This window comes from Ruegeria sp. BB6, from assembly GCF_056539385.1.
The window spans coordinates 21,659-39,830 of sequence record NZ_JBQFUW010000004.1 but is presented as its reverse complement, the minus strand read 5'-3'; the positions used below and the strand labels follow the sequence as shown (position 1 = coordinate 39,830).

General features: G+C 58.2%; 16 protein-coding genes. 6 read left to right on the top strand and 10 right to left on the bottom strand.

What is annotated here, in order from left to right; translation table 11 throughout:
- Nucleotides 1–15: 15 nt before the first annotated feature.
- Complete coding sequence (locus tag ACR0B7_RS10940) at nt 16–1,695, top strand: bifunctional protein tyrosine phosphatase family protein/NAD(P)/FAD-dependent oxidoreductase (RefSeq protein ID WP_170415908.1); 1,680 nt, start codon at nt 16–18, stop codon at nt 1,693–1,695.
- Nucleotides 1,695–3,446, top strand: coding sequence for a sulfate permease (locus ACR0B7_RS10935; protein ID WP_170415906.1), 1,752 nt, complete (start codon nt 1,695–1,697; stop codon nt 3,444–3,446). The genes ACR0B7_RS10940 and ACR0B7_RS10935 overlap by 1 nt, the downstream gene beginning before the upstream one ends.
- Before the next feature lie 54 nt (nt 3,447–3,500).
- On the opposite strand, the gene ACR0B7_RS10930 is transcribed toward ACR0B7_RS10935, so the two are convergent.
- Genes ACR0B7_RS10930 through ACR0B7_RS10910 form a run of 5 tightly spaced genes read right to left on the bottom strand, consistent with a single transcriptional unit; the run spans nt 3,501 to nt 8,835 of the window.
- Complete coding sequence (locus ACR0B7_RS10930) at nt 3,501–4,478, bottom strand: HpcH/HpaI aldolase/citrate lyase family protein (protein WP_170415904.1); 978 nt, start codon at nt 4,476–4,478, stop codon at nt 3,501–3,503.
- Nucleotides 4,479–4,506: 28 nt separating this feature from the next.
- Entirely contained in the window at nt 4,507–5,478 is a 972-nt protein-coding gene (locus ACR0B7_RS10925; RefSeq protein ID WP_170416137.1) for a 2-hydroxyacid dehydrogenase, read from the bottom strand.
- Nucleotides 5,478–6,368 carry a succinate--CoA ligase subunit alpha gene (gene sucD, locus ACR0B7_RS10920; RefSeq protein WP_170415902.1) on the bottom strand — a complete coding sequence of 297 codons (891 nt, stop codon included), beginning with the start codon at nt 6,366–6,368 and terminating at the stop codon, nt 5,478–5,480. Before sucD ends, ACR0B7_RS10925 begins: the two co-directional genes overlap by 1 nt.
- Entirely contained in the window at nt 6,368–7,564 is a 1,197-nt protein-coding gene (locus ACR0B7_RS10915; RefSeq protein ID WP_170485877.1) for a malate--CoA ligase subunit beta, read from the bottom strand. The genes sucD and ACR0B7_RS10915 overlap by 1 nt, the downstream gene beginning before the upstream one ends.
- 29 nt (nt 7,565–7,593) lie before the next feature.
- Nucleotides 7,594–8,835 carry a pyridoxal-phosphate-dependent aminotransferase family protein gene (locus ACR0B7_RS10910; protein WP_170576791.1) on the bottom strand — a complete coding sequence of 414 codons (1,242 nt, stop codon included), beginning with the start codon at nt 8,833–8,835 and terminating at the stop codon, nt 7,594–7,596.
- Between the two features lie 219 nt (nt 8,836–9,054).
- On the opposite strand from ACR0B7_RS10910, the gene ACR0B7_RS10905 reads away from it, so the two are divergent.
- A complete protein-coding gene (locus ACR0B7_RS10905) occupies nt 9,055–9,684 on the top strand; it encodes a response regulator transcription factor (protein WP_480681460.1) in 630 nt (209 codons plus the stop codon).
- A gap of 11 nt (nt 9,685–9,695) precedes the next feature.
- Here the strand turns inward: ACR0B7_RS10905 and ACR0B7_RS10900 are convergent, their stop codons facing one another.
- From ACR0B7_RS10900 to paaZ, 5 genes are all read right to left on the bottom strand, one after another.
- Nucleotides 9,696–11,033, bottom strand: coding sequence for a TRAP transporter large permease (locus tag ACR0B7_RS10900; protein ID WP_170485875.1), 1,338 nt, complete (start codon nt 11,031–11,033; stop codon nt 9,696–9,698).
- A 5-nt stretch (nt 11,034–11,038) separates the two neighbouring features.
- A complete protein-coding gene (locus tag ACR0B7_RS10895; RefSeq protein ID WP_170415893.1) occupies nt 11,039–11,545 on the bottom strand; it encodes a TRAP transporter small permease in 507 nt (168 codons plus the stop codon).
- Complete coding sequence (locus tag ACR0B7_RS10890) at nt 11,542–12,555, bottom strand: TRAP transporter substrate-binding protein (protein ID WP_170415891.1); 1,014 nt, start codon at nt 12,553–12,555, stop codon at nt 11,542–11,544. Before ACR0B7_RS10890 ends, ACR0B7_RS10895 begins: the two co-directional genes overlap by 4 nt.
- A 109-nt stretch (nt 12,556–12,664) precedes the next feature.
- Nucleotides 12,665–13,402 carry a hypothetical protein gene (locus ACR0B7_RS10885; RefSeq protein ID WP_170415889.1) on the bottom strand — a complete coding sequence of 246 codons (738 nt, stop codon included), beginning with the start codon at nt 13,400–13,402 and terminating at the stop codon, nt 12,665–12,667.
- 87 nt (nt 13,403–13,489) lie between these two features.
- Entirely contained in the window at nt 13,490–15,529 is a 2,040-nt protein-coding gene (gene paaZ, locus ACR0B7_RS10880; RefSeq protein WP_170485874.1) for a phenylacetic acid degradation bifunctional protein PaaZ, read from the bottom strand.
- Nucleotides 15,530–15,637: 108 nt separating this feature from the next.
- Here paaZ and paaG point away from each other — a divergent pair, with 108 nt between their 5' ends.
- The 3 genes from paaG to paaK are packed head-to-tail and all read left to right on the top strand — an operon-like array spanning nt 15,638 to nt 18,172.
- Nucleotides 15,638–16,423, top strand: a complete 786-nt coding sequence (paaG, locus tag ACR0B7_RS10875) for a 2-(1,2-epoxy-1,2-dihydrophenyl)acetyl-CoA isomerase PaaG (protein ID WP_170415885.1) — start codon at nt 15,638–15,640, stop codon at nt 16,421–16,423.
- Between the two features lies 1 nt (nt 16,424).
- Nucleotides 16,425–16,850, top strand: a complete 426-nt coding sequence (gene paaI, locus ACR0B7_RS10870; protein ID WP_170415883.1) for a hydroxyphenylacetyl-CoA thioesterase PaaI — start codon at nt 16,425–16,427, stop codon at nt 16,848–16,850.
- Nucleotides 16,851–16,861: 11 nt separating this feature from the next.
- Nucleotides 16,862–18,172, top strand: a complete 1,311-nt coding sequence (gene paaK / locus ACR0B7_RS10865; RefSeq protein WP_170485873.1) for a phenylacetate--CoA ligase PaaK — start codon at nt 16,862–16,864, stop codon at nt 18,170–18,172.

Here is an 18,172-nt window from a genome sequence, read left to right as displayed (position 1 = left end):
CGAGGGATAAGAAAGATGGACATTCGGACTATCACAGAACAGTTTTCAGCCAGCCCGCAGATCACGGTCGAAGATGTCGCGGCGATTGCAGCCAAGGGTTTTCGCACCATTATTTGCAATCGACCGGACGGAGAAGCCGCCGACCAGCCTACGTTCGATGAAATCGAGACTGCGGCCAGGAAGCTGGGGATCGAGACGCTCTATGTTCCGATCACCAGCGGCATGGTCCGTGATCAGGATGTAGCAGCGTTTGGCACCGCGTATCTGGATGCGCCCAAACCAATACTCGCCTATTGCCGAACTGGAACACGGTCGGCAACGCTGTGGTCGTTTCACGAAGCCGAACGGCGTCCTTTGGCCGAAATCCTCGCGGCAACTGGGGCCGCCGGGTACGACATGAACGGAGTGGCCCGGCGTATTGCCAATGGTGGCAAGACACCAACTGACAAGGGCGATGCACATTTTGAAGTGGTTATTGTGGGCGGCGGTGCTGGTGGCATAGCTGTCGCGGCCAGTTTGAAGGCGCGTAGTCCCGATTTGAACATCGCGGTAATCGACCCGGCTGATATTCACTATTACCAACCCGGATGGACGATGGTCGGAGGCGGAATTTTCGAGGCCCAGAGCACGGCCCGCACCCTTGGCAGCCTCATCCCCAAGGGCGTGCATTGGTTAAAATCCGCGGTGGCGGCGTTCGAGCCCGACAACAACGCCGTGATCCTCGATGGGTGTCGAGTGGTGAAATACGACCGGTTGGTGGTGTGCCCGGGACTCAAACTGGACTGGGGCAAAGTGGAGGGCTTGGAAGAGACGCTAGGCCGCAATGGGGTAACCTCGAACTATCGGTATGACCTTGCCCCCTATACGTGGCAACTTGTGCAGCAGATGCGCAAGGGAAGGGCGTTGTTCACCCAGCCTCCGATGCCGATCAAATGCGCTGGTGCGCCGCAAAAGGCGATGTATCTGTCCGGCGACGCATGGTTTCGCCGTGGTGTTCTTGAGGACATGGATATTCGGTTCATGAACGCGGGCGGAGTGTTGTTTGGGGTCAAGGACTATGTGCCCGCGCTTGAGGACTATGTCCGCAAGTACAATGCCAAACTGAACTTTTTCCACAATCTGGTCGCCATTGACGGTCCCACAAGAACCGCCCGTTTTGAGGTAAGCAAACCGGGCAACGATGCCGAAACCGTCGATGTCGAGTTCGACATGATCCATGTCTGCCCGCCGCAGGCAGCGCCCGATTTTATCCGTGTGTCAGCTTTGGCTGATGCCTCTGGATGGGTCGATGTGGATCAGGCGACTCTGCGGCACAAAAGCTATGACAACATCTGGTCCTTGGGCGACGTCATGAACGCGCCCAATGCAAAGACGGCGGCTGCGGCGCGCAAGCAGGCTCCTACGGTTGCCGATAACATTGTCGCCGACATCGCTGGCCGGTCTGCGGTGGCGCAATATGACGGGTATGGTTCTTGTCCGCTAACAGTCGAACGGGGCAAAATCGTGCTTGCCGAATTCGGCTATGGTGGCGCGCTCAAGCCGAGCTTTCCAGCTTTCCTGATCGACGGAACCAAACCCTCACGAGCGGCGTGGTTGCTGAAAGAGCGTCTGCTGCCGCCGATCTACTGGAAGGCAATGTTGCGTGGGAAAGAGTGGCTGGCGAAACCTGAGAAACTGAAGGTCGCGTCTGACTGATGTCCAATCAAGATTCTCTGGCCGTTCTGAGGCACATTGTGCCGGTGCTGGATTGGGGCCGTAATTACTCTCGCTCTACCCTGTCCAATGACCTGATAGCGGCAGTGATTGTGACGATTATGCTGATCCCGCAGTCGCTGGCCTATGCGCTTTTGGCGGGGCTGCCACCCGAGGCGGGGCTGTACGCCTCGATCGTACCGATTGTCCTATATGCAGTTTTCGGAACCAGTCGGTCGTTGGCAGTCGGTCCCGTCGCGGTGGTCTCGCTGCTCACCGCATCGGCAGTGGGGCAGGTGGCCGAGCAAGGCACGGCCGGATACGCGGTAGCTGCCCTGACATTGGCGTTTTTGTCAGGAGGTTTCCTTGTTCTGATGGGTGTGCTGCGGTTGGGGCTGCTTGCCAATTTCCTGAGCCATCCCGTTATTGCAGGGTTCATCACGGCTTCGGGAATCCTGATCGCGGCCAGCCAGCTCAAGCATGTTCTGGGGGTCGAGGCGCACGGGCACACGCTGCCCGAGATTGCAGGTTCGATCCTGACGCATTTGCCTGAAACGAACTGGGTATCTGTCGCGATCGGGGCAGGGGCGATCCTGTTTCTGTTCTGGGCGCGCCGCCACCTGAAATCCGCTCTGGTCCGTTTGCGCGCGCCGCAAATGCTGACTGATCTTCTGACCAAGGCCGGACCGGTCTTTGCTGTGGTGGCAACCACGGCAACCGTCTGGGCGTTCGACCTGTCGGCCAGCGGCGTTCGCATCGTTGGGGACGTACCCCAGAGCTTGCCGCCTTGGACGGTTCCCAGCTTTTCGCCAGAATTGATCCAAGCCCTGCTTGTCCCGGCAATCCTTATCTCGGTCATCGGCTTTGTGGAAAGCGTTTCGGTCGCGCAAACACTGGCGGCGAAGAAACGCGAGAGTATCGACCCTGATCAGGAACTGATTGGGCTTGGCGCTGCCAATCTAGGAGCGGCCTTTGCCGGCGGGTTCCCAGTGACAGGTGGCTTTGCCAGATCCGTTGTCAATTTTGATGCCGGGGCTGAAACACCCGCAGCGGGGGCGTTTACGGCTATCGGCTTGGCATTTGCTGCGCTGGCTCTGACGCCGCTGGTTTATTTCCTGCCCAACGCCACGTTGGCGGCAACAATTATTGTGGCTGTCCTTGGCCTTGTGGACTTGTCCATCCTGAAAAAGACATGGAACTTCTCGCGTGCCGATTTCGCGGCGGTGGTCGCGACCATTCTTTTGACATTGGGTCTGGGCGTCGAGGTGGGCGTGGCGTCAGGTGTGGTCCTGTCTGTCCTGCTGCATCTTTACAAGACATCCCGCCCTCACGTGGCCGAAGTGGGGCTTGTTCCTGGAACTCAGCACTTCCGAAACATCCATCGACATTCGGTTCTGACTGACCCTGAAATTGTCACTCTGCGCGTGGATGAAAGTCTGTATTTCGTGAATGCGCGATTTCTAGAAGATCTGATTCAGCGCCGGGTTACAGATGGTTGCACCGTGCGTCACGTGGTTTTGATGTGTTCGGCGGTCAATGAAGTGGATTTCTCAGCTTTGGAAAGTCTTGAAACGATCAATCTCCGCCTTTCGGCAATGGGGGTGGGATTGCACATGTCCGAAGTCAAGGGACCGGTCATGGATCGGTTGAAACGATCGCATTTCCTTGATGACCTGACCGGGCAGGTTTTCCTGTCGCAATATGATGCGTGGACGTTTCTTGCCCGGTCGCCGAAACCCGATGCGGCAGCATAACGTGGCGCGGCGCAGCATGGGACATGACCGCGCCGCACGCACACATCAGAAAAATTACGCTGCTGCGATCTGCCTGGCCTTTTCCACCATAACCTCGGCTTGCCGGATCGAGGCGTAGTCGATCAGACGGCCGTCCAGGGATACAGCGCCTTTTCCAGCGCTTTCAGCCTCGGTCATGGCGACCAGAATGCGCTGCGCCTTGGTGACTTCGGCATCGCTGGGGGACATGACCTCATTGGCCAGCGCGATCTGGCTGGGGTGGATGGCCCATTTGCCTTCGCAGCCCAGAACAGCCGCGCGTTTGGCCGCTGCTTTGTAGCCTTCGGGATCCTGAAAATCACCGAATGGGCCGTCAATCGGGCGCAACCCGTTAGCGCGGGCCGCCACGACCATACGTGCCAGCGCATAGTGCCACATGTCACCCCAATGCGATGCACGGGCCGCATCATCATCCGGGTCGGTCAGGACTGCATAATCGGGGTTCACGCCGCCGATGATCGTGGTGCGCGCGCGGGTCGAGGCCGCATAGTCGGCCACACCAAAATGCAGGCTTTCGTTGCGTTTTGAGGCGGCGGCGATCTCGCTTACGTTCTGCATCCCCAATGCGGTTTCGATGATGTGCTCGAACCCGATGCGCTTTTCATAGCCCATCGCGTCTTCGATCTGCGTGACCATCATGTCGACCGCATAGACATCGGCGGCGGTGCCCACTTTGGGGATCATGATCAAGTCCAGACGTTCGCCCGCCTGTTCGACCACATCGACCACGTCGCGATACATATAGTGGGTATCCAGACCGTTGATCCGCACAGACATGGTCTTGGTGCCCCAGTCAATGTCATTGAGCGCCTGAATGATATTCTTGCGGGCTTGTTCCTTTTCGTCAGGTGCGACCGCATCTTCCAGATCGAGAAAGATCACATCAACATCCGATTTGGCTGCTTTCTCGAACATTCCGGGCTGGCTGCCCGGCACGGCGAGTTCGCTGCGGTTCAGGCGCGCGGGGGCTTGTTCTATGGCGTGAAAGCTCATGATTTCAGTCCTTTGAAAGATAGGTGTGTCAGATGACGCGGTCGCGAGGGGGGCGGCCGGCAAAGAAGTCGCCCAGATTGTCCAAAACGCGGAAGCCCATCGCCTCGCGCGATTCCTTTGTGGCGCTGCCCAGATGAGGCAACATCACCAGATTGTCGCATTGCAGCAGGTCCGGGCTGATGCGCGGTTCGCCGTCGAACACGTCCAGCGCAGCGCCTCCGATCGTGTCGAATATCAGAGATTGAACCAAGGCGCGTTCGTCCACCACCTCACCGCGCGCGGTGTTGATCAGGAAGGCGTTGGGTTTCATCAAATCCAACCTGCGTCCGTTGATCAGGTGCCGGTTGGCGGCCCCTCCGGGGCAATGCAACGAGACGAAATCACAGTGCGGCAGCAACTCATCCACCGTTTCGACCTGCGTCGCATTGAATTGCTGCAGCACATCGAGCGCCACGGCGCTGCGGTTCTGCACGAGGATTTTCATGCCAAACCCGTGATGGGCGCGGCGGGCCATTTCCTGACCGATGCGGCCAAAGCCGATGATGCCCAGCGTCTTGCCGCTGACCTTGGTGCCGACCAGATGCGTGGGCCGCCAGCCGGTCCAGCCGCCTGCACGCAGCTCACGTTCGCCCTCACCCGCACGACGGGCAGCCATCAGCAGAAGGGTCATCGCCAGATCAGCCGTGCATTCGGACAGAACGTCCGGCGTGTTGGTGACCGTCATACCCAGATCGCGGGCAGCCGGTTCGTAGATATGGCTGTAGCCGACACCGTAGTTGGCCAGGATTTTGGTTTGGGCGGCGGGCACGTCCAGCGCCTCGGCGCTGAGCGTGTCGGTCACCGTGGGCAGAACCGCGTCGTATGTCTTTAGTGCGTTGCGGATCTCGGACGGGGACATCGGAATGTCCCCGGTATTCAGCACGGTATTGTAGTTTTCGGCCAGTTGCGCTTCGACAGCAGCGGGCCAGCGACGGGTGACAAGGATCGAAGGTTTGACCATCACGCAGCCTTTCCCATGACGCGGGCGATGGTCTCGCCGATCACCGCCGGGTTTTCGGCCACGGTCACGCCGGCCGCCGTCAGGATTTCCACCTTTTCGCTCGCGCTTTCACCAAAGGCCGAGATGATGGCACCCGCATGGCCCATGGTCCGGCCCTTGGGCGCGGTCAGACCGGCAACATAAGCCACAACGGGCTTGGTCACATGGTCACGGATATATTCCGCCGCTTCCGCTTCCTGAGGGCCGCCGATTTCACCGATCATGGCAATGACCTCGGTATCTTCATCCATCTCGAACCGCTCAAGGATGTCGCGGAAGGACGATCCGTTGATCGGGTCGCCGCCGATGCCGACGCTGGTGGACACTCCGATGCCGCGCTCTTTCAACTGCGCCGCAGCCTCATAACCCAGCGTGCCCGAGCGTCCGATAATGCCCACATTGCCCGGCAGGTAGATATGGCCCGGCATGATTCCCAGCAGCGCCTTGCCGGGGCTGATGGTTCCAGCACAGTTCGGGCCAGTCAGCACCATGCGCTTGTCCTTGGGATAGCGGTACATGTAACGCTTGACGCGGATCATGTCCTGCGCGGGGATGCCATCGGTGATGCAGACACAATACCGGATGCCTGCATCTGCGGCTTCCATGATCGAATCCGCCGCAAACGGGGGCGGGACGAAAACCAGGCTGGCATCGGCGCCGGTGGCCTCGACCGCTTGCTTGACGGTGTCGAAAACCGGCACACCTTCGACGGTTTCACCGCCTTTGCCGGGGACGACACCACCCACAACATTGGTGCCATATTCGACCATATCTTTGGTGTGCAGGCGCGCCATGCGCCCGGTGATGCCCTGAACGATTACACGGCTGTCGCGGTCCAGAAGAATGCTCATTACACGGCCCTCATCTTGGTGTTTTGGGTCAGATCATTGCGCCACGCGCCCACGGCGCGCTCGGCGGCTTCCATCAGAGTTGTTGCGCGGATGATCGGGAGACCCGATTTGGCGAGGATTTTCTGACCTTCCTCGACATTCGTACCCGCTAGACGCACGATCACCGGCAGGTCGATTTCCAATTCGCGCAGCGCCTGCACCACACCCTCGGCCACCCAATCGCAGCGGTTGATGCCTGCAAAGATATTGACCAGAACCGCTTGCACGTTGTCATCCGACAGCACCAGCCGGAAGGCTTTCGCCACCCGCTCGGGCGAGGCACCGCCGCCGATGTCCAGGAAATTCGCAGGCTCGCCACCGGCCAGCTTGATCGTGTCCATCGTGGCCATAGCCAGACCCGCACCGTTCACGATGCAGCCGATATTGCCGTCCAGTCCCACATAAGACAGACCCCGGTCTGCGGCGCGACTTTCGCGCGGGTCTTCCTGGCTTTTGTCGCGTAGCTCGGCAATCTGCGGGCGGCGGAACAGGGCGTTGTCGTCAAAGCTCATCTTCGCGTCCAGCGCCAGCACCCGGTCGTCGCCGGTGATGACCAGCGGGTTGATCTCGACCATGGTCGCGTCCAACTCGCTGAAGGCGGCGTAGCAGCCCTGCAAGGTGCGGACCATGTGCTGGATCAGCTTTGGCTCAAGCCCCAGCTTGAACGCGATCTCACGCGCTTGGAATTCCTGCAACCCCGCCGCCGGTTCAACGATCGAGCGAACGATACTGTCGGGACGCTCGGCCGAGATCTCCTCGATCTCCATCCCGCCCTCGGACGAGGCCACGATCATCACGCGCTGGCTCGAGCGGTCCAGCACAAAACCCAGATAGATCTCGCGATCAATCGGCACGGCCGCCTCGACATAGACGCGGTAGATGCCTTTCCCCTCGGGGCCGGTCTGATGCGTGACCAGCTTGCGGCCAAACATGTCATCGCAAGCAGCGTAGATTTCGCTTTCCGAGTTGCACAGCTTGACGCCCCCGGCTTTGCCCCGCCCGCCTGCGTGGACCTGCGCTTTGACGATCCACTTGTCGCCGCCCAACTCGCGTGCGCGGTAAGCGGCTTGTTCCGGGCTGTAGGCCAAAGCCCCCGAAGGGGTTTCGACACCAAACTTGGAAAGAAGTTCTTTTGCCTGATATTCGTGAATATCCATCTGCATGTTCTCCCGTGAATGCAGTGCGGTCAGGCCGCAATCGATGTCCCGTAGCGGCTTTCCAGCAGAGCTTCGATTGCGTCAAAGTCCACGGTGCCGCCAAGATCCTGTATCGCTTGGGCGAACAGGTGGATGATGTGGCTGATTGCCTGGTGATTTAGCTGATTCAGGATGCCAATCCGCACCTGAACGGGGGCGCTGAGTGTTGGCCAGATGCCAAATCCCTTGGCGCGGCACGCCTGGACCAGTTCCATCTCGCGGCCTGCCAGCTCGGGCGGCAGGTTCAGAACAACAAGGCTGGGCATGTCCGAGGTCACCTGACATCCCATCGCGGTCACGGCGTCCCGCAGGACGGCTTCGTGCGTTTTGTAGGAAAGCGCGCGCTTGGCCAGCCCCTCGGTCAGAGTCAGGCGCAGGGATTCGTGAAAGGCGGCCACGGCATAGCCGGAATGGGTCCGGTGGTAGGTGCCTTTATCAACGTCCTGTCCGTCGACGATACCCCAGTGACGGGCCTCGAAAATCGGGTTGTGAACGTAGGTGTAAGCCCCAGACGTCTTTAACGTGTCTATGTAGGCGTCGGTAAAACTGACGGGTGCATAGGTCAGCGGCAGGCAGCACAGGCCCTTTTGCGGGCAGGACGCCCAACCCGCGATGCCGGGGAAGTCATCAATACGGAAATCCGCAACACCCAGCGACGATACGGCGTCAATCAGACCCATCGCGCCATGCCGTTCACATGCGTCCGAGAAACCGCGCAGATCGTTGACCCGGCCGGAACCAGTTTCCCAATGCGCCATGAACGCCCATTTTGGTTTGTGCTCTGCCAGTGCCGCTTCCACGATCGCGCCAGTCACAGGTTGCCCGTGGGGAATTTCGACAACGGTGACGCTTGCCGCCTGTGGGTCCAATGGATTGGCCGCGTGTTCCTGCGGCGTTGCAGCCTTGATCCGAAGCGTCAGCGCGTCGATTCCCGAAAATGTGCCGTTGGTGAAAGCAACGACTTTGTCGCCCGGCATCACGGCCGAGAACATCGTGTCCAGCCCGCTCCAGCCGGTTCCGGCCACGGCGAAGGTATAGGTGTTTTTGGTGCCCCAAATCTCGCGCTGCATATGCTTGCATTCGATCATACCTCTCAGGACATCACCCTGCATGTGGTCCGCGACGCCTGCGCTGGCAAAGGCCCGCAGTACTCGGGCATCGGTGTTGCCGGGTCCGGGACCAGCAGCAAGGGTCTCGGGGATTTCGAGAGCTGGGTAGACTTGAAATGTCACGTGCGATCCTCCTCAGTGATGGGGTCTGTGATGGCCCCATGCGTCGCGTTGGAGGTGAGGAAAACCGAAGCTTGCCAGTTAACGCAACGTAACTTACTACTGCTTCCGGGTATCTGTTTGGATGGGGAAAAACCTACCCAAATTGGTAAATATACGGCTGTATACCAAAGAATGACCTACCCGTTTGGGTGGTTGGTGCGAAATTTGCACGGGAAATCAATGACGGAAAAGACTTTAGCTCCGATCGACATCATGCTGGCTGACAACAACCCGTTGGTCCTTTCGGCGATGTCGGAAATTTTTGAACGCGATCCGCGATTCTCTTTGGTGGCGACATCCGCCACGGCCGAAGGGTTCTTGGGTGCGATTATGCGGGTGCCCGTCCAAGTTTGCGTGATTTCGTGGAACTTGCCAGTTCTGGGTGCTGCCAAGCTGATCGAAGTGTTGCGCGAACAGGAAAACCCGCCACGGTTCGTGATCTATGGAGATGATCTGGGAGATATCCCGCGACTTGCCATGCAAGCGGGCGCAGCCGGGTTCGCGTCTCGGTCTGGTGAGGTTGATGGCTTGTTGGAAACCTGCGTGGACGTGGCAAAAGGCAAGATGGTCTTTCCATTTATTGACGTGCGCAAGATGCAAAAGGATCCTCTGCACGGCTTGTCCCGCAAAGAGATTGTCATCCTCGAAGCCTTGGCCAAGGGGCTATCGAACAGAGAATTGTCGAAGGAACTGCAGATATCGGCAAATACCGTGAAGTTTCACCTTTCAAACATCTATGAAAAGCTGTCGGTCAGAAACCGAGCACAGGCCATCGCATATTATTATTCGTCCAAGGCGGCGTCAGAATAATTCCTCTGCATTCATGGGCCAAAGCCAAATATGCCCAAGGGCAGGAACAAGGAAAGCGCAGGCAGAGCCACTAGTAGCGCCAGCCTTACGATATCGGCGGCCCAGAAAGGCGTCACCCCGCGGAAGATCGTGGCCGTTGATACGTCTTGCACGACGGACCTTAGAACAAAGACATTCAAGCCGATGGGGGGCGTGATCAGCGAGATTTCTGTGACCACCACAACGATGATCCCGAACCAGATCAGCGCGGTTTCCCCGGTGATATCGCCCTCGAAAAAGCCCAATGACGCGATCAAAGGTGCGAAGACCGGTACGGTCAGCGTGATCATGGACAGGCTCTCAAACACGGCGCCCAGAACGATGTAGATCAAGATGATAATCAGCAGAATCGTGAACGGCTCCAGCCCGGCCCCCTGGACCAATGCCAGTAGGTCGTCTGGCAATCTGGCACGTGTAATCAGCCGGTTAAAGATGTCTGCACCGATCAATAGGACAAACAGTCCAACAGATGTTTTCACTGTCTGAACCAGCGCCTCGATCAGCCCCTTGAACGTGAAACGACCGATCAGGATCGAAATGATGATCGCCCCAAATGCGCCGACGCCCGCGGCCTCGTCCGCTGTGAAGACTCGACCGTACAAACCGCCAATGATCAACGTGAACAGCGCGAGGATTGGAAGGACGCGCAACAAAGCTTGCCGCGTTTCAGACCATGAGCTTTTTTCACCCGCAGGACCGTAGTCGGGTTTGCGCCAGACAACGAAGGCGACAGCGCCCAGATACAGCAGGATTCCCAGAAGACCGGGCAAAATGCCGGCTAAAAACAGCTTCCCGATGGATTGACCCGTCAGAAAGCCGTAGATGATCAGGATGATGCTGGGCGGGATAAGTATTCCCAACGTACCGCCCGCAGCGACGGATGCGGTCGACAGGCTGTCGTGATAGCCAAACTTGCGCATCGGTGGCAGGGCGACTTTGGACATGGTCGCAGCCGTGGCCAGCGATGAACCCGAAACAGCGGAAAAGCCACCGCAGGCCAAAATCGTCGACATCGCCAACCCGCCGGGCAACCGTCCGACCAACGTGTAGGCGGCGCGGTATAAATCCAGCGCCATGCCGCTTTGCGCGACGATCATGCCCATGAAGATAAACAGCGGTATCACCGACAGCGCGTCGTTCTGGGTCACGTCCAGTATCGAGTCCGCCGCCGGGCCCAGCCCTGCGGACCAGCGCCCGTCGCGCAGGTAAACAAAGCCGATTGCCCCGATAAATCCCATTGCAATTCCAATCGGCACGCGCAGCAGCACAAGGAAGATGACCAGCGCAAAAGCAATCAGTGAGACTTCCATCTTGGTCAGAGTCCTTCAGGGCCAGATGGCCGTATGATTTTGAGCATTGCACTGACCGCCAACAGTACGCCGGTCAATCCCACGACGAGCGCGATGAAATAAATGAGCGGATATTTTGGGATGAACAGCAACTCGCTGGTAACGCCGCGTTCTAGCGCCTTGTCCGCGCGCGCGAACAGCCAAATCGCCATCGTCAGTAGGCAAAGCGATGTCAGCGCGTCGATACACCGGTCGCGCCAAAACGCAGCGCGGCGTGGGAATAGGTGGTCAAGCAGGTCAACGTCAATCTGTTCGCGCCGCAGGGTGACCACGGGAAACGCGAAGAAGATGGACAACGCCAACAGAATTTGAGCCAGATCCTGACGCCCGAAAATCGGTGCGTTGAAGATATAGCGACCGATAACCTCTACGACTGTCAAACCCATTACGAGCATAAGACAAAGACCGCTGCCCAACAGACATAAGCGGGCAAACCAGTGGCTTGCCCGTTTGAGGTTCGACTGTGCGCTCATTTCGCGCTGTATTCGGACATGGTGTCCCGGATCAGTTGCATCGCAGCTTCTGCATCGACGCCCTTGCCAGAGACTTCTTCAAGCACCGATGCCTGTATCTGTGGCACCAGCGCTTCAAACGGGGCGGCTGCATCCCCTTCAAGGTCAATGATCTGACCCGAGGCAGCCTGCGCATCCAGACCCCTCTGGTTGCCGACGTCCCACGCTTTGCCCGCGAAGGCCGAGAAATCCTCGCCCAGAGCGGCTCGGATGGCAGTGGCGTCTTCTTCGCCGACAGACTCAAGGAACTCTTCACTCATGATGATCGAGAAAGAGCCGCGATAGAATCCGCCCGGTACGCGATAGGTGTAGGGTAGAACTTCGGTCAAGCGCAGGATGGCAATCGTATCACCGGGAAAGAACGTCCCGTCGGCGACACCGTTAGAGACGGTTTCATAGACTTTGGGCGCAGCAACCTGAACGCCAGCCATGTCCAAACCTTTGAGGACATCCCCCATAACGCCACCGCCCGAGCGGATTTTGAGACCCGCGACATCGTCAAGCGAGCTGACTTCCTTGGACAGGTGCAACATGCCCGGGGCATGGACCATCATGGCAACCGGAACAACGCCGTCATGTTCGTTGGCTGCGGCCAGGTATTGCTCATGCGCTCGCCAATGGGCGGCGGATGCAGCGGCAGAGTCACCTTCAAGCCCCGGAATCTCGATCAGTTTGGTGGTGACAAATCGGCCGGGATTGTAGCCATGGAAAATCCATGCCGCATCCGCGCCGCCATCTTCGATCAGGTCGGCTTGCGCTGGGGGTGAGGCCAGATTGTATTCAATAGCACCGGTCACACGTCCATCGGTTGCTTCTTCGATGCGTGAAATGAACTCTGGCCAGATGATTTCGTTCACGATGTGGCTGGGTGGCAGCCATGATGAAACCACCATGGTTTTCTCTGCCCAGGCAGAGCCCCCAGCCAGCAACGTGGAAATCCCCAGCCCAAGGGCCGCAAATGTCTGTTTCATGTTGTCCTCCCATAATAAAAGCTGCGGACAGCTTTTGAATACAGTTTCATAAACCAACCGGTCGGTCAACTATTGGTGAGCGCTATTTTGCCACTTCGGGCGCTGGTGTTTAGCCCGAATACGCCTTGGGTGAGAGCTTGGGCAGGTCCGCCAGCAAACCAGTGACGCGGTCGTGACAGATCGCCAAGGGTCCGTCAGGGACAAGGGAAATATGCGCCCAGCTTGAACTTCGTAGTGCGATCTTGCGCCAATGATGCAGCAGTAGCAGCCGCACCGCCGCCAGGGGCAGGGGCGCAAGCTCTGTTTCCCGGACGCGGCCCGCCAGGTCGAAAAGGCGTTGCGCGTGAAACAGAGTCTGAGGGGGAACGATCCGAGTAGAAAACCAATCGGGTATCGCGTCCATATCCAGCCGCAGGCAGACTTCGGACCCATCGCCTAGGGCAGAGTCCATCGGAACCAAAAGCAGTGACCGCTCAAGTCGGATTGCCGGGTCGGGCGCTTCGATGTCTTCCTTGGTCAACAGAAACTGCCAGCCTTCCGGGTATTTGACATCTTGCCTATAGACGTCCTCGTAAGCGGCATGCGTTTCTGCAAGGCCGTGGTCTGAAAGGCTGTAGGTGACTTCGCGCCCAGATTTTGTAGATACGATCCACCCGTCTTTTCTGAGCCGGTGCAAGGCGACCCGCATGGCTTCGGTTTTTATGCCCACATGCCCTAACAGCAAGCCCAGCTCCTTGCCTGTAACATGCTGGCCGTTGAAGTCGCCAAACAAGGTGACGATCAGTGACCATGTCTTTATTGGTTCAAGCGTACTGAGGTCTTCAATCAGAGTTTCTGCCGGGGTCAAATGCGGGTCTTTCCAAAAGGCTTAAACTAGGGCTGGCCTCTTGGATACCATGTGGGCGCGTTGCGTGGCTATGGGAAAACCCGGCGGTCAGGCTGTCTTGAAAGCGTTCATTGTCAGCAACTGGTATTCCGCGGCCATATCGCCATTTTGATTGAGCAGGGATACATGCCACCGAACCTCACCATAGTCCCGATTGCGCGGCGTTTTTTGTAGAACGGTAAGGCGCACATGAATGCTGTCGCCCGGCTGAACGGGCTTTAGAAACCGCAGATTGTCCAACCCGGTATTGGCCAGGACCGGGCCTTCGTCCGGTTGAACAAAAAGTCCGGCTGCAAAGCTTAGTAAAAGATACCCGTGGGCGACCCGTCCGGGAAAGAAAGGGTTCCGTTTGGCGGCAGCATCATCCATGTGGGCATAGAAGGTGTCGCCGGTGAAATGGGCAAAGGTTTCGATGTCATCCAGCGTGATTTCACGTTCCCCGGTGTACAAGGTTTCCCCAATTTCAAGCTCGTCGAATGTGCGCGTGAACGGGTGGGCGCGGTCTGTGTGTTCCTTGGCGCCGGGAACCCATTGTTGCCCAATGCGGGTCAGGATGTCAGGGCTGCCCTGAATGGCGGTGCGCTGCATGTAGTGCATTACGCCGCGCACGCCACCCATCTCCTCACCGCCACCCGCACGACCGGGCCCGCCATGCACCATATGCGGCAGAGGAGAGCCGTGGCCTGTGCTTTCCTTCATCGAAGTCCGGTTGTTGAAATAAAGTCGGCCGTGGAAAGCCCCGGCACCCAGCGCGACTGTTCGTGCGATGTCCGGATCATTGGTGATTGCCGATGCCACAAGGCTACCGCCGCCTCGATTGGCCATGTCTATGGCATGATCCAGATCGCGATAGGGCATCACGGTGGAAACAGGGCCGAACGCCTCGACGGAGTGCAGCAGGTTGGCAGTGTCCGGTGACGCGCAATGAAACAGCATTGGGGGCACAAAAGCGCCGTTGTCGCGGTCTGCCCCATGAACCTCAAAGTCTTGGGGGTTTCCGAAAACACGTTCCGCCTCTTGCCCGATCAAGGCAGCCTTTTCCAGAACGTCGCGCCTTTGGGCCTGAGACACCAATGCGCCCATCTGCGTCTTTTCGGCGGCCGGGTCGCCGACAACGACCGATCCAAGCTGATTGCGCAACCTGCTTATTACCGCGTCAACCTGAGATTCTGGCACCATGATGCGCCGAATGGCCGTGCATTTCTGACCGGCCTTGGTTGTCATTTCGCGTGTGATTTCCTTGATGAACAGATCAAACTCTGGCGAGCCGGATACAGCATCCGGCCCGAGGATCGAGGAATTCAGGCTGTCCTGTTCGGCAATGAACCGCGTCGCATTCTGGAGAAAACAGGACGCGCTGTGCAACGTCCTGGCCGTAGCTGCCGAGCCCGTGAAGCTGACGATATCCTGCCCACCCAAGTGATCCAGAACTGGCCCAAGACTGCCGGAAATCAGTTGAACGGAGCCTTCTGGCAGCACACCGCTGTCTAACATCATCCGCACGCATCGCTCGGTGACATAGCATGTCGCCGTCGCAGGTTTCACGATCGCCGGGACGCCGGCCAAAAGGGTCGGGGCCAGCTTTTCGAGCATGCCCCATACCGGGAAATTGAACGCGTTGATGTGAAGCGCCACTCCGGTCAGAGAGGTGCAAATGTGCTGACCTAGAAACGTTCCCTGACGCGACAGCCGTTCGATCTGGCCATCCAGATAGACCGTGTCATCGGGCATCTCGCGTCGGCCTTTGCTGGCATAGACCATCAGCGTGCCGATGCCGCCGTCAATGTCGATCAGGTGATCACTTTGTGTTGCGCCCGTCGAAAACGAGATATCATATAGCGCCTGTTTTTGTTGCTCCAGGTGTAGCGCCAGCGCCTTGAGCATCCGCGCACGGTCGTGAAACGTCATCTTGCGCAGGGCAGGGCCGCCCTTTTCGTACGCGTATTGCAGCAGTGCCGAAACATCCAACGCGCTGTTGCCTGCGCGACCGATTACGTCTCCGGTTACGGCGGAATGAATATCGCGGGCCGAACTGTCGCACCCGATCCACTGGCCTGCGATATAGCTTTCAACGCTTTGTACGGTCATGTGGCATTCCTCGCGTCTGGTTCCGGTATGACTCCAATCATTAATTGACCTACCGGTCGGTTTATGAAATGTTTAAGGACAAGGCTAAGGAAGATCAAGGAGAATATGGTGTCCGACACTGTGCTTGTCACGCGGCACGCGGACTGGGTCGAGCTTACTTTGAACCGTCCGGAAAAGCTGAACAGTTTTAACGACGAGATGCATCTGGCCCTGCGCGACGCGTTGAATGCCGCACATTCCGAAGCTGCGAGGGCAGTGCTGCTTACCGGTGCGGGGCGTGGTTTTTGCGCGGGTCAGGATTTGGGTGATCGTGATCCGTCAACCCTCGACGGGCCGCCGGATCTGGGGCGGACGCTGACAACTTTCTATAATCCCTTGATCCGGCAAATCCGGTCATTTGAGGCACCGGTTATTTGCGCCGTGAATGGTGTTGCCGCGGGTGCAGGCGCGAATGTGGCGTTGGCCTGCGACATCGTGCTGGCCTCTGACACAGCTAAATTCGTGCAGTCGTTTTCCAAAGTTGGTCTGGTTCCGGACGCAGGCGGGTCATGGTTGCTGACGAGGCGTTTGGGCGAGGCGCGCGCCATGGCGCTAGCAATGACGGCAGAACCTCTTGCGGCGCAAAAAGCCGAGGCATGGGGTCTGATCTGGAAATGCGTTGCACAAGATGCACTGATGACCGAGGCGCGGTTGCTGGCGGAAAGATTGGCACAAGGGCCAACCCTTGGTCTGTCTCGTACCAAAGAGGCGATTCAGGCAGCCGCGCATAACGATCTGGACGCTCAGTTGGTTCTTGAGGCTAAGTTGCAGAAAACCTGCGGCCAAAGCGCCGATTACGCCGAAGGTGTGTCGGCCTTTCTGCAAAAACGGCTACCAAGTTTCGAGGGGCGCTAGCATGACACCAAAAGAGCGCGCCGAACGCGCGGCACAAGCTATGTGGAGCGCAGATAATGCAAGCCCATGGGTCGGGCTTCAGATCGACAAAGTCGACGAAGGCCAAGCCACGCTGTCAATGACGGTCGAGCGACACCACGCGAATGGTCATGGCATCTGTCACGGCGGCATAATCTTTTTGCTGGCCGACAGTGCATTTGCGTTTGCCTGCAACAGTCGCAATCAATCCACGGTCGCCCAGCACAACACGATTTCCTATATCGCGCCGGGCCGATTGGGGGACAGGCTTATTGCAGAGGCACGTGAAGTCAGCCTGACGGGACGCAGTGGTATCTATGATGTCACCGTTACCAACCAGCTCAACGAAGTGATTGCTGAATTCCGAGGCTGTTCCCGCGCCGTACCGGGCCAGTTGTTCGAGGAATAGGGGAGGAGCCAATGAAAGATCTGACACCGGCCCGAGATTTGCTCGATCCGATTGAAATCGCATCCATCGACGAGATCCGCGCCTTGCAGTTGCAGCGCCTGAAATGGTCCGTGAAGCACGCATATGAAAACGTGCCCATGTATCGGCAAAGGTTCGATGAGGCGGGCGTGCATCCGGATGATTTGCAAACGTTGAGTGACTTGGCAAAGTTTCCTTTCACCTACAAAGACGACCTACGCTCAAACTACCCCTTTGGGCTATTCGCCGTCCCGCGTGAACAGATCGTGCGGGTCCATGCCTCATCTGGAACGACGGGCAAACCAACCGTCGTGGGATATACGCGTCGCGATATCGACATGTGGGCAAATCTTGTCGCCCGGTCGATGAGGGCCAGCGGCACCAAACCGGGTGATATTGTGCACATAGCCTATGGCTATGGCCTGTTCACCGGCGGATTGGGTGCGCATTACGGTGCGGAGCGTTTGAATTGCACAGTCGTTCCGGTGTCTGGCGGAATGACCGAGCGGCAAGTGATGCTGATACAGGATTTCAAGCCCAGCACGATCATGGTGACTCCGTCGTACATGCTCAACATTCTTGAACAGTTTCGTGCCGCTGGAATAGACCCGCGGGACAGTTCGCTGGATGTCGGGATTTTTGGTGCAGAACCCTGGACCAACGCGATGCGGGCAGAAGTCGAGGATGCCTTCGACATGCACGCGGTCGATATCTACGGGCTTTCGGAAATCATGGGGCCGGGTGTAGCCAACGAATGTATCGAGACCAAAGACGGGCTGCACATCTGGGAGGATCACTTCTACCCCGAGGTCATAGACCCCGAAACAGGCGAGGTTCTGCCTGACGGAGAAATCGGTGAGTTGGTCTTTTCAACACTCACCAAAGAAGGGCTGCCGATGATACGCTACCGTACGCGCGATCTGACCCGGCTGTTGCCGGGGACAGCGCGTTCAATGCGGCGGATGGAGAAAATCACCGGGCGATCTGACGACATGATTATCCTGCGAGGCGTGAATGTCTTTCCCACTCAGGTCGAAGAACTGGTTCTGGCGACCCCTGACCTTGCACCCTATTTCCAGATTGAATTGACCCGCGATGGCCGCATGGACGCGATGACCGTGCATGTCGAAGCTGGGTCCGACACCGCTTCGGCAGAGGCGAGAAACGCTGCGGCAGGGGTCTTGTCCAAGAAGATCAAAGACACCATAGGGGTCGGAACCAAAGTGACCGTCGGAGCCCCCGGCACAGTCGAGCGCAGTCAGGGTAAGGCCCGCCGTGTGATCGACAACAGACCAAAGGAGTAA

Coding starts and splice junctions, on each gene's coding strand:
- ACR0B7_RS10940 (WP_170415908.1), top strand. CDS start 16: ATGGACATTCGGACTATCACAGAACAGTTTTCAGCCAGCCCGCAGATC.
- ACR0B7_RS10935 (WP_170415906.1), top strand. CDS start 1,695: ATGTCCAATCAAGATTCTCTGGCCGTTCTGAGGCACATTGTGCCGGTG.
- ACR0B7_RS10930 (WP_170415904.1), bottom strand. CDS start 4,478: ATGAGCTTTCACGCCATAGAACAAGCCCCCGCGCGCCTGAACCGCAGC.
- ACR0B7_RS10925 (WP_170416137.1), bottom strand. CDS start 5,478: ATGGTCAAACCTTCGATCCTTGTCACCCGTCGCTGGCCCGCTGCTGTC.
- sucD (WP_170415902.1), bottom strand. CDS start 6,368: ATGAGCATTCTTCTGGACCGCGACAGCCGTGTAATCGTTCAGGGCATC.
- ACR0B7_RS10915 (WP_170485877.1), bottom strand. CDS start 7,564: ATGGATATTCACGAATATCAGGCAAAAGAACTTCTTTCCAAGTTTGGT.
- ACR0B7_RS10905 (WP_480681460.1), top strand. CDS start 9,055: ATGACGGAAAAGACTTTAGCTCCGATCGACATCATGCTGGCTGACAAC.
- ACR0B7_RS10900 (WP_170485875.1), bottom strand. CDS start 11,033: ATGGAAGTCTCACTGATTGCTTTTGCGCTGGTCATCTTCCTTGTGCTG.
- ACR0B7_RS10895 (WP_170415893.1), bottom strand. CDS start 11,545: ATGAGCGCACAGTCGAACCTCAAACGGGCAAGCCACTGGTTTGCCCGC.
- ACR0B7_RS10890 (WP_170415891.1), bottom strand. CDS start 12,555: ATGAAACAGACATTTGCGGCCCTTGGGCTGGGGATTTCCACGTTGCTG.
- paaZ (WP_170485874.1), bottom strand. CDS start 15,529: ATGACCGTACAAAGCGTTGAAAGCTATATCGCAGGCCAGTGGATCGGG.
- paaI (WP_170415883.1), top strand. CDS start 16,425: ATGACACCAAAAGAGCGCGCCGAACGCGCGGCACAAGCTATGTGGAGC.
- paaK (WP_170485873.1), top strand. CDS start 16,862: ATGAAAGATCTGACACCGGCCCGAGATTTGCTCGATCCGATTGAAATC.